Here is a 12,418-nt window from a genome sequence, read left to right on the forward strand (position 1 = left end):
TAAAATTAATAATTTAAAAACCCTTTAACCTTAAAATAGTATTAATATTGTTATTTTAGTGCAAAAATAATACAGATGGCAAAAAAGAGTATACTGAATAAAAAGTCGATGGACTTTCTAGAGAAATATTTAAATAATGCATCACCAACGGGTTATGAGTGGGAAGGTCAGAAAATATGGATGGACTACCTAAAACCGTATGTAGATGAGTTTATTACGGATACCTATGGAACAGCGGTTGGTATTATAAACCCGGATGCTAAATATAAGGTGGTTATTGAAGGACATGCAGATGAGATTTCTTGGTATGTTAACTATATTTCAGATAATGGATTAATTTATGTGGTTCGTAATGGTGGTAGTGATCATCAAATTGCACCGAGTAAGGTGGTTAATATTCATACAAAAAATGGCATTGTAAAAGGCGTTTTTGGATGGCCTGCAATTCATACGAGAAACAAAGCTAAAGAGGAAGCACCAAAACCTGATAATATTTGTATTGATGTTGGCGCAAAAGACAAAGCTGGAGTGGAAAAAATGGACATCCATGTAGGTTGTGTTATTACCTATCCTGATGAATTTCATATTCTTAATAACGATAAATTTGTTTGTCGTGCTTTAGATAACCGTATGGGTGGATTTATGATTGCAGAAGTAGCGAGACTTTTAAAGGAAAACAAGAAAACACTACCATTCGGTTTATATATTACCAACTCGGTTCAAGAAGAAATTGGTTTACGTGGTGCCGAAATGATCACTCAAACTATAAAACCTAATGTGGCTATTGTAACCGATGTTACGCATGATACAACGACACCAATGATAGACCAAAAGGCTCAAGGTTTTGTAGAATTAGGCTCGGGTCCTGTTATTGCGTATGCACCAGCTGTACAACAAAAACTTCGGGATTTAATCACGGAAACGGCCGAAGAGAAAAAGATTCCTTTTCAACGTGCTGCACTATCTAGAGCAACAGGAACAGATACAGATGCCTTTGCTTATAGCAATGGTGGCGTACCTTCTGCCCTAATTTCGTTACCGCTGCGTTATATGCATACAACGGTGGAAATGGTTCATAGAGACGATGTTGAAAATGTCATTAAAATGATTTATGAAACATTATTGAAAATGAAAGAAGGCGAAACGTATTCGTATTTTAAATAGAAGGAGTTATAGCATAGAAAAAGCTATTTAGCTCTAAATGTCACATTGAGCGAAGTCGAAATGTTTTAGTTTTCAAATAATAAAACTTCGACTGCGTTCAGTTTGACAAATTATAAACACTCCTCAAATAGTTCTTCGTTTTGACAGTATTTTATTTTGCTGGCACAAATTCAATTTTTCTGGACTGCTCCATTATCTCCTCTTTATTAAGTAGCATTTTTCTAAATTCTCCATTGATATACATGGCTGCTTGATCTGAATAATGTTCACTAAACGGATTTCCAGATTGACCGGTTGGTAAAATACTCATGCTATTTTCAACATCCGAGAAATCTATAATACGTCGCGTAGAAGGCCCACCTTTTGCTTCATATAAACCAGAATCTGTATAGTCAAATAATATATTATTTATAACTTCTTTATTGCCTTCCGCAGGAAATGGACCAACATTAAATACCGGTTTTAAAGCTTCAACAGCACTTAAAGCATGGTTGTGTTCCAAAGTATGCACTTTTCCCCAAGTCCAAGCGTTTATATCTGTTCCTAGCTGCGTATTTAAAGCCGCAACTGTTTCTTTTAAGGATTGGGTTAAAATAGCACTTTTAGTTTCTGTGGTATTCGTTGCTGTATTATTCCACCATATAGACTCATCATTAACGAGTTGCTTAATAATGGTTCTTTTTATCAAATGAGTTTTTAATAATTGATTAAAAAGTGTTTCGCCTAATTCATCTTTATAGGTATTTTCTAAATAACGAAAGATAAACTTGGTGTAAATTGTTGGTGCAACTTCATCTGTATTACTATTACCTTTCCAGCTTTTTAAAACCTCTAAAGCGGCTATTTCTTGTTCGTTTAAATCAGAATTTGAAATATAATTCGAAACATGCTGAATGATGTCTAAATGAACTGGTGATGTAACATCATTCATCATTTTAGTAGTACTTTCTATATCCCAATCATTTTTTGGATCTAATAACGCAACAATACGTTTGGCTCTGTTTTCAGGTAAATAGTAACCAGGATATAACATATTTGCAGTAGAATCTGGTTGATTATTTGCTGAATACACATAGCCCCAATTTGGATTTTCGGCCATAGGGTTATCCTTAAAATCTAAATATTCAATAGGATCATCTTCACCAGATGCGCCATTTAAAATAAACTTCGGATTCACGTGAGGCTTGTGTTTATAAAGCTTACCTGTTGCCCACCATGCTACGTTACCTTTGGCATCTCCATACATGATATTTAAACCTGGTGCATGAATTAAAGAGGCACCTTCTTTGGCTTCACTCATATTTTTTGCATGCGAAATTTTATAAATAGCATCAAGAAGATTATTTTCTAATTGTGTATAAACCCATTGAATGGCAATGGGGCTATCTCCAATAATTTCATCTTGAACATCCGTCATTATCGGTCCATGATATGATTTTTTGACCACCAAATCAATTGGGTCTTGATCCTTCACCTGAATAGTTTTAGTCGTATAGGTATATTTTTTATAACCATCTGCTGTTTTATAAAGCGTAGAATCCGTTGGATGATTTTCTTCTTTATAAAAATCTATATCATCGTTTTCAAACATGGTAATTCCATACGCATAGTCTCTATTATGACCTAAAACAGGAAATGGAATTCCAGCCAGATAATAACCGTAAATTTCGCGATTAGGTGTTGTAATGTGCGCTTCATACCAAACCGAAGGTTGTGAATATGCAATATGTGGATCGTTAGCTAAAATAACACGACCAGACTTGGTTTTACTTGGCGAAATAACCCAACTATTACTTCCTATAAATAACGGAATTGGCAGGTTTTCTGTGACAGCATGGATGTTTTGTGCTATGTTATCTAAAACCGTTTCAGGTAGTTCTACGCTATTCTTTATAAGTGTTGTTTGACTATTAGGCAGCACATCTAGATCCAGAAGATAATCATCACCTAACTTTTGCTTGATATTGGTAATTACTGGATCTGTTTTTTGAGCTTGTGCAAAACTAAACGCCATATATCCGAAAACATTGTAGATATCAGTTAATGTAAAATATTCTTTCTCTACGCCTGCCAAAGTAAATTCTATGGGTGTTGGTCCTTCGTCTATAAATTGGTTGATTCCATCTAAATAAGCCATGGCTTCTAAATAGGGTTCGCCTGTTTTATCAAGCTTACTTATGGCCATTTCTGTGGCTTCATCAACAGATAATGTTTTAAAAAATTTATCTGTTTGAATTAATTTTTCTCCTAAAATTTCCGACAAATTACCTGGCGCAATCCGTTTCATTAATTCCATTTGCCATAATCTATCTTGCGCATGCAAATACCCTAAAGCAGTCATGGCGTCTAAATTATTATTGGCATATATATGCGGAATACCATAGGCATCAAAATAAGCTTCTGTACCTTCTGAAATGTTTTTTAAATCAATGGTTCCAGAATAGGTTGGTTTTTGATAGCGCGTATAGACAAAACCACTAATTAAAATAAGTAGTACTAAAAAAACTAAAACTTTTAAAATCTTTTTAATCATAATAAATTTGGATGTATGGAGGTAATCTGTAAATATAATACCTTTTGTGTTTATCTTCATTAAATTTGCACCTAGTTCGAAAACCAATTAGTGCATGGAAGAAAATATTGACATCGTAACCAAAACGGGAAAACCAACGGGAAAAACCGCATTAAAATCGGAAATTCATAGTAAAGGATATTATCACAATACAGCACATATTTGGTTTTATACGGAAGATGGACAGATATTATTAGCACAGCGTGCAGCAAGTAAAGTTATTTATCCATTGCTATGGGATGTTTCCGTTGCTGGACATGTAGATGCTGGCGAAACAATTGAAGAAGCTGCTATTCGGGAAATACACGAAGAAATTGGATTGATAATTACGCAAACGGATTTGCATAAAATTGATGTTTTTCCTTGTTTTCAAAGCTATGAAAATGGGATAATTGATAATGAATTTCACCATACTTATATAGCGAAATTACAAGTTCCCATTGAAAATTTAAAACCCCAACTTGGCGAAGTTGAAGCTTTGCAATTAGTAACGCTTAATCAGTTTAAATCCCTTTTAGAGCAAAGTACAACGAACGGTTACTTTGTGGCTACGAATATTGGGTATTATAAAACGGTTTTAAAAGCCATAACATCGGTCACGCTGTAAGTCCCAATTTTTATTTACTTTTCAACCATGAATTTATTCCTAGTCGCCATTGCGCCTGTTTGCATCATCATCCTCTATATTTATTTAAAAGATAAGTATGAGAAAGAGCCGAAGCTCCTACTCTTTTACTCCTTTCTTTTCGGTGCATTTGTTAGTGTAATTTTAACAACCATATTATATATTTTATTTGATTATTACTTCTTCCTAGATAAAGCAAGTGTTCTTCATATGTTTATAAGAGCCTTTTTCGTTGTCGGTTTAACAGAAGAATTTAGCAAATATATTATCGTTCGTTATTATGCCCAACCAAAAGATGCTTTTAACGAACCTTTTGATGGGATTGTATATGCCGTAATGGTTTCCATGGGATTTGCGGCTACTGAAAACATTATGTATGTATTGGAAGGCGGTTTTGAAGCAGCGTTTTTACGAGCCTTTACGGCCATTCCAGCTCATGCAACCTTTGGGATATTAATGGGTTATTATATGGGGAAAGCCAAGTTTTCAAAAAATAAAAGACTGCTTAATGTATTTGGATTAATGTTAGCCATTATCTTTCATGGTGCTTACGATTTTTTCCTGTTTATCGATTTTATACCTGGTATTTGGGTTGGCGCTTTTGTATCTTTATTTATTGGTCTTGTTTTATCCCGAAATGCCATTAAACGTCATCAAGACAATTCACATTTTAAACTCTAGTAAAATCTAAAAACCGTTTGAACAAAACGGTTCATATTCCTTATATTTACACTTCTAAAATTAAATCAATGAGTCAAACTTACCGTACAAAAGTTAACAACATCTACGATTTCGATCTACAACAGGAGTCTGTTGAAGCACTTGACAGTATTAAAGAAAGTGCCAACAACTATCATATATTAAGCAAAAACAAATCGTATAAAGCTGAAATTTTACAAAGTAATTTTAATGCGAAACAATATCAAATAAAAATTAATGGCACCATGTATCAAATTGCCATTGAAGATTATTTAGATGTACTTATAAAAGAGTTAGGTTTCGAAATTGGTGCTTCTAAACAAGTGAACGATATTAAAGCACCTATGCCAGGATTGATTTTGGATATAGCGGTAAAAGTAGGACAAGAAGTACATGAAGATGATACCTTACTTATTTTGGAAGCCATGAAAATGGAAAACGTGATTACATCACCTAGAAGCGGTGTCATAAAATCGATTTCCGTAAATCAAGGAGATGCCGTTGATAAAAATCAACTATTAATTGAATTTGAATAAAATTTAAGGCGTACACGTTATTCGCTTGAAAAAAGAATTATCCCTATAGGGAACACATAATAAAAAATAAGATTCCTGTTACCACAGGAACGATAATAAATTTATCGATAAAAAAAATACTAATTGCAAATCGTGGTGAAATTGCTATTCGTGTCATGCGAACAGCAAAAAAAATGGGCATTAAAACGGTTGCTGTTTATTCAACTATAGACCGGAATGCACCACACGTAAAATATGCAGACGAAGCTGTTTTAATAGGTGAAGCACCTTCTAACCAATCCTATTTATTAGGTGACAAAATTATTGAAGTTGCAAAAAGCCTTGATGTAGATGCTATTCACCCAGGGTATGGATTTCTTTCGGAAAATGCAGAATTCGCTGAATCATGTGAAGCTAATAACATCATTTTTATTGGCCCAAAATCTAAAGCCATAAAAGTTATGGGTAGTAAATTAGCCGCTAAAGAAGCTGTGAAACACTACAACATTCCTATGGTTCCTGGAACCGAAGAAGCTATAACGGATATTCCTGAAGCCAAAAAAATAGCTAAAAAAATCGGGTTTCCCATTCTAATTAAAGCCTCTGCTGGTGGTGGTGGAAAAGGTATGCGTATTGTTGAAAAAGAAGCAGATTTCGAGTCGCAAATGAATCGTGCTATTAGTGAAGCCACGTCTGCTTTTGGTGATGGTTCCGTATTTATTGAAAAGTATGTTACCTCACCTCGCCATATTGAAATTCAGATTATGGCAGATGCACATGGAAATATTATTCATCTGTTTGAGCGCGAATGTAGTATTCAACGTCGTCATCAAAAAGTGGTGGAAGAAGCACCTTCATCCGTCTTATCCCCTGAATTACGCCATGAAATGGGTGAAGCAGCTATAAAAGTTGCCAAGGCTTGTGATTATCTTGGCGCGGGAACTGTTGAATTTCTATTGGATGACGATCATAATTTCTATTTTCTAGAAATGAATACACGGTTGCAAGTAGAACATCCGGTTACCGAATTAATCACAGATACCGATTTAGTGGAATTACAAATTCGTGTAGCGCGAGGAGAAGTTTTACCAATCAATCAAACGGATTTAAAAATAACCGGTCACGCATTAGAATTACGTGTCTATGCTGAAGATCCTTTAAACGATTTTTTACCTAGCGTTGGAAATCTTGAAGTTTATAAATTACCTGTTGGCAGAAACATTCGTGTTGACAACGGTTTTGAAGAAGGTATGGATATTCCAATTTATTATGATCCCATGCTCTCTAAACTCATTACCTACGGCAAAACGCGTGAAGAAGCTATAGAGCTCATGATTTCTGCCATTGCAGATTATCAAATTGAAGGTATAGAAACAACTTTGCCTTTTGGAACGTTTGTTTGCAAACATGAAGCGTTTCGTTCTGGAAATTTCGATACGCATTTTGTAAAAAACTATTATTCGCCAGAAGCACTTAAGGAAAGCCAAGAAGCTGAAGCAAAAATTGCTGCAATGATTGCCGTGAAACATTATTTGGAAGAACAAAAATTATTGCGATTACCCGTTAAATAGTTAACAGTGTTCAGTGTTCAGTGTTCAGTGTTCAGTGTTCAGTGTTCAGTGTTCAGTGTTCAGTTAAGAAAAAAACATTTTGTTGCGATAACAAAATAATTAATCAATCCGCTTTGCGCTTTTGCGACTTGGCGAGAAAATAAAAACCCATACAACAAACCTTCCTTCGCCAGGCAGGCAACGAAACAACAAACAGTATATGGATTCAAAAATAAAAACCCTCAACGAAAAACTAGCCCTAGCCTATTTAGGTGGTGGCGAAAAACGAATTGAAAAGCAACATGCTAATAAAAAACTAACTGCTCGCGAGCGCGTTTTATATCTTTTAGATACGGGTTCATTTGAAGAAATTGGTGCTTTAGTTACACACCGAACCAAAGATTTTGGCATGGACAAGCAACAATATTATGGTGATGGTGTGGTTACAGGTTACGGAACCGTATCTGGCAGATTAATTTATGTTTTTGCACAGGATTTTACGGTTTTTGGAGGTTCACTTTCTGAAACCCATGCGGAGAAAATATGCAAGGTGATGGATTTAGCTGTAAAAGTTGGCGCACCAATTATTGGACTTAATGATTCTGGAGGCGCACGAATTCAAGAAGGCGTACGTTCACTTGGCGGTTATGCTGATATATTTTATCGTAATGTGCAAGCATCGGGCGTCATTCCGCAGCTATCGGCTATTATGGGGCCTTGTGCTGGAGGTGCTGTGTATTCGCCAGCTATGACAGATTTCACACTTATGGTTCAAGATACCAGTTATATGTTTGTTACTGGGCCCAATGTGGTTAAAACAGTTACGAATGAAAACGTAACCAGTGAAGAATTAGGTGGAGCCAGCGCACATGCTACAAAATCTGGTGTCGCCCACATTACGTCTTCAAATGATGTGGAATGTTTAGAAGATATCAAAAAATTATTGAGCTATTTGCCTCAAAATAATCAGGAAAAAGCGAAGGATCTCCCTTTCGAATTAGCGGATGAAATGCGTGATGAATTATCACAAATCATTCCTGATAATGCGAATAAACCTTATGATATGCATGCGGTTATTTCGGGAATAATTGATACGGATTCGTTTTATGACATTCATAAAGATTATGCCGAAAATATTATAGTAGGTTTTGCTAGATTAGGTGGAAAAAGTGTTGGTATTATTGCCAATCAGCCCCTGTTTTTAGCTGGCGTTTTAGATGTAAATAGCGCCAAAAAAGCTGCGAGATTTGTTCGCTTTTGCGATGCCTTTAATATTCCATTATTAGTATTAGAAGATGTACCAGGTTTTCTACCAGGAACAGATCAAGAATGGAATGGTATTATTGTTCATGGCGCCAAATTGCTGTATGCTTTTAGCGAAGCAACTGTTCCAAGAATAACAGTTATTACAAGAAAAGCGTATGGTGGTGCTTATGATGTTATGAACTCCAAACATATTGGTGCTGATATGAATTATGCTTGGCCAAGTGCCGAAATTGCCGTTATGGGAGCCAAAGGTGCAGCCGAAATTATCTTTAAAAAGGAAATTAATGCTGCTGATGATAAAGATGCTAAATGGAAAGAAAAAGAAGCGGAATATGCCAATTTATTTGCCAATCCTTACAGTGCTGCTCAACGTGGGTTTATAGATGAAGTCATTTTACCAGAAACTACCAGACGTAAATTAATTAAAGCATTTGCAATGCTAGAGGACAAACAGGTTGAAAAACCAAAACGAAAGCATGGGAATATTCCATTATAAAAACGTAACGGGTTTAAATTAAAATTATAAATCTTAACACGCTTTTAAAAATTCCAAGCACATAATGATTATCTTTAATAGACTCATTATGTGCTTTTTTATGAAAAAACGTTTAAACCAATTGGCTGCAACTGCTATTTGTGGAAACGATATCAGTTCATCTTGTTTATATGTTTCAGCACTAGCCATTGTTTATGCTGGACAATATGCTTGGATTTCTCTACTAATTGTTGCGTTAATTCTCTTTTTATTTCGGAAAATCTACGGCGAAGTTGTTGGTGCTTTACCATTAAATGGTGGTGCTTACAATGCCTTACTGAATACAACTAAAAAATCGACCGCCTCATTTGCTGCAGCGCTTACCGTTTTATCTTATATGGCAACTGCGGTTATTTCTGCCAGTGAATCGGTTAAATATGCACACAGTCTTTGGACTGGTATCCCTATAATTTACAGCACCATTGGATTGTTGTCCCTATTTATGACTATTGTTATTTTGGGTATTGGCGAATCATCTAAAGTTGCGATCGTCATTTTTATTTTTCATTTAACATCGCTAACCATATTATGTGCCTTTTGTGGTATTTATTTATTTCAAAATGGAATGGACAACCTGTTTGCCAATTTTAAAAATCCCATTGAAGGTAGTATAACTACGGCCTTATTTTTTGGTTTTGCAGCTGCCATGTTAGGGATTAGTGGTTTTGAAAGTTCCGCCAACTATGTTGAAGAGCAGAAAGCTGGTGTATTTCCTAAAACGTTACGCAATATGTGGATTATTGTTACCGTTTTCAATCCGTTAATAGCCTTTTTAGCTTTAGCCATTATACCTATTGCAACTATTGGCAACCACGAAGAAACGTTACTGTCCTATTTAGGTCAAACAGCTGGTGGAAATTGGTTGTTTTACGTTATTTCCATTGACGCTGTACTGGTATTAAGTGGAGCGGTTTTAACCTCTTTCGTGGGTGTTGGCGGTTTGGTAGAACGTATGGCTTTAGATCGTATTTTACCAAAGTTTCTTCTTAAGCGAAATAAAAGCGGAAGTTCTTATATTATTTTTATCAGTTTCTTTATACTATGTGTGACCATATTAATTATTACTCAAGGGAATTTAAAAGCTTTAGCCGGTGTTTATACCATTGCGTTTTTAAGTGTCATGATTCTATTTGCTATTGGCAACATTCTATTGAAAATAAATAGAAAAAATTTACCAAGACCTGAAAAAGCAAGTGTAGGCGCTCTAATTTTAGCTATGGCAGGCGTTCTTTTGGCGCTGATTGGAAACATTGTTTTAAATCCACCTTACTTAATTATTTTCATGGAATACTTAATTCCTACTTTATTAGTAGTCGGATTTATGTTGTTTCGGATTAAAATATTGAGAGGGTTTTTACAATTTTTAAAATATATAATACCCTCCAAGCTACCACTTTTTGAAAAATTAAACAACAAAATCCTACTGACCATTCATCATATTAATAATCAAGAATTTGTATTTTTCACAAACCATGATGACGTCTCTACTTTAAATAAAGTATTGCAATATATTCAGAAAAATGAACATACAAAACGCCTGAAAATTGTAACCGTTTTGAAGCCTGATTATGTTATACCTAAAAATTTACAAAATGATATTTCTGTTCTAGATCGCGCTTATCCTGAAATTCATATTGATTTTATAATAGAAGAAGGGCACTTTAACCCCGATAAGATTAGGGAATTATCGAAAAAATACAATATCCCAATTAATTTTATGTTTATCGGTTCGCCAGGTGAAACTTTTCCGTATAAAATTCAAGATTTAGGTGATGTTCGATTAATAATTTAATTCAAAACCAAGTTAATTGGTGTGTTGATAGTCCCGATTCACCAATAAATTCAAAACCCTTTTAAGCGCTAATAATCAGTGTTTTAAACTCCATTTTCAGCTGTCGTTTGAAGCCTTAAAAAACCTCATGGCATAAAACTTGTATGCTAAAACATCAAAGCTTTCTATCGATTGTCTTTTAAAAATGAATTATTTAATTAAATTTATATGAATTTATTAGTTGTTAGTCCCAACTTTCAACCGCTAACACCTTAAAAATCATATATAAAACTAAACTATTTATGAAGCCATTTTTATCAGTTATGATGCTCCTATTGTCCGTTTTTTCAATAGCGCATGCTCAAGAAAAATACCGCGTAATCTATGATTATTCTACAGATGAAATTACCTACTACCACTTAGATAAGTACAATAAGGTAGATGATACATTAATGAAACCCAGATTTAAGCGAAACAGTCTAGTGGAAATGAAACTTAAAAATGTAAATCCATTTGCTGTTGACATTCAAACTGATGTTAGTGAAGAAGCAATTCATTCTGAATCTGGTGGATTCAATTTCAGTTCGTTATTAGGTGGTATCAGTTCATTTTCTGGTGGGGATCTTGGTTTAAATGTGGATAATCTACCCATTGATGAAAGCATGTTTAGCAATAAAGTTGCTTCAAGAGGTGCTGGCGTTTCAAATAAATTTTCCGAACTTAATAAACTATCCTCAAATGTAGATGCTATTAAATCAACATTGATGTCCAATTTGCTGAATCCAAATTTAGATAAGGATGCTATTTTGAAGAACGTTAAAAATGCTGCACAAAAAGTTAGCGATTCCCGTGTTAGTGATCCAGATGATAATTTTTATGTGTTTTTATCAAATATGAAGCGTGTGGTTAAAGAAGATTCACAAGAATTAGCTTCAGAATTAAATGCTTTAGCAACAGACATTAATGAACAAGCAACTTCAAACACCGAATTATCTCGTGGCGAATTGGTAGCTCAAAATAATGCATATTCAAACCTAAAAGGCATGCTCAAATCCTTAAACTCCTCTTCAATAAGTACTTCAGAAGATTTAAATAAAATAGAAGAATTGTATGCAACCTTGGAAGCTTCATCATTTGAACAAACTTATGATTACTTAATTGAAGCAGATAAAGTGAATATTGAATTAAAATTTGTTCAAAGTGAATTTTCAAAATCATCTAATGTTGATAATTCGCAAAACACCTTAAAAACTAGGAATTTGAAGTTATTCTCAAAAGGTGGTTTTAAAATAAACTCGAGTGTTGCGTTAACATTAAACAATTTTGGTGATAATGCTCAAGATTTTTATATAGACGAAAATGGTGTTATTGGTGCAGACGTGAATGATTATTTTGTACCAAACTTGAGTACCATGATAAATTTCTATCCAGTAATGGGTGAAAACTTTAATATTGGAGGAAGTTTTGGTTTATCAATTCCTATTACTGAAGATTTAAAAGGCATCAACTTCTTACTAGGTCCATCCCTGTTTTTTGGCAGTAAAAGTCGTTTGGCACTATCTGGAGGAATTGCTTATGGCCCTGTGAATAAACTAACAAATGGTCTTGAGGTAGATCAAACAACCAATATTATAGATATTAGTAATTACACAAAAAACGCCTACGATTTCGGGTATTATTTTGGAATTTCCTTCAGTCTTTTCGATTTAAATTAAAACGCT

At 34.5% G+C, this 12,418-nt stretch carries 9 protein-coding genes; 8 read left to right on the forward strand and 1 reads right to left on the reverse strand.

Annotated features, from left to right (window positions below; all coding sequences use genetic code 11):
• Nucleotides 1-75 precede the first annotated feature (75 nt).
• A complete protein-coding gene (locus tag ES675_RS10950) occupies nt 76-1,164 on the forward strand; it encodes a M42 family metallopeptidase (protein WP_066253361.1) in 1,089 nt (362 codons plus the stop codon).
• Nucleotides 1,165-1,315: 151 nt separating this feature from the next.
• On the opposite strand, the gene ES675_RS10955 is transcribed toward ES675_RS10950, so the two are convergent.
• Nucleotides 1,316-3,757, reverse strand: a complete 2,442-nt coding sequence (locus tag ES675_RS10955) for a penicillin acylase family protein (protein ID WP_231931304.1) — start codon at nt 3,755-3,757, stop codon at nt 1,316-1,318.
• Nucleotides 3,758-3,791: 34 nt separating this feature from the next.
• Between ES675_RS10955 and ES675_RS10960 the strand changes: the two genes are divergently transcribed.
• The 7 genes from ES675_RS10960 to ES675_RS10990 all read left to right on the forward strand — a co-directional run bounded on the left by ES675_RS10960 (nt 3,792) and on the right by ES675_RS10990 (nt 12,412).
• Nucleotides 3,792-4,343: an NUDIX hydrolase gene (locus ES675_RS10960; protein ID WP_066253357.1), complete on the forward strand. Its 552-nt coding sequence runs from the start codon at nt 3,792-3,794 to the stop codon at nt 4,341-4,343.
• A 27-nt stretch (nt 4,344-4,370) separates the two neighbouring features.
• A complete protein-coding gene (locus tag ES675_RS10965) occupies nt 4,371-5,042 on the forward strand; it encodes a PrsW family intramembrane metalloprotease (protein WP_066253353.1) in 672 nt (223 codons plus the stop codon).
• Nucleotides 5,043-5,110: 68 nt separating this feature from the next.
• The gene (locus ES675_RS10970; RefSeq protein WP_066253349.1) at nt 5,111-5,596 is read left to right on the forward strand and encodes an acetyl-CoA carboxylase biotin carboxyl carrier protein subunit; all 486 of its coding nucleotides are present in this window, start codon (nt 5,111-5,113) and stop codon (nt 5,594-5,596) included.
• Nucleotides 5,597-5,703: 107 nt separating this feature from the next.
• Nucleotides 5,704-7,146: an acetyl-CoA carboxylase biotin carboxylase subunit gene (gene accC, locus ES675_RS10975; protein ID WP_066253346.1), complete on the forward strand. Its 1,443-nt coding sequence runs from the start codon at nt 5,704-5,706 to the stop codon at nt 7,144-7,146.
• A gap of 199 nt (nt 7,147-7,345) precedes the next feature.
• Entirely contained in the window at nt 7,346-8,887 is a 1,542-nt protein-coding gene (locus tag ES675_RS10980) for an acyl-CoA carboxylase subunit beta (protein ID WP_066253390.1), read from the forward strand.
• 100 nt (nt 8,888-8,987) lie between these two features.
• On the forward strand, nt 8,988-10,718 hold the full coding sequence (locus tag ES675_RS10985; protein WP_066253342.1) for an APC family permease: 1,731 nt from the start codon (nt 8,988-8,990) through the stop codon (nt 10,716-10,718).
• Between the two features lie 281 nt (nt 10,719-10,999).
• Complete coding sequence (locus ES675_RS10990) at nt 11,000-12,412, forward strand: hypothetical protein (RefSeq protein ID WP_148367447.1); 1,413 nt, start codon at nt 11,000-11,002, stop codon at nt 12,410-12,412.
• The last annotated feature ends 6 nt before the right edge of the window (nt 12,413-12,418 follow it).

It is taken from the genome of Algorimicrobium algoritergicola (assembly GCF_008086165.1).
Classification (GTDB): domain Bacteria; phylum Bacteroidota; class Bacteroidia; order Flavobacteriales; family Flavobacteriaceae; genus Algorimicrobium; species Algorimicrobium algoritergicola.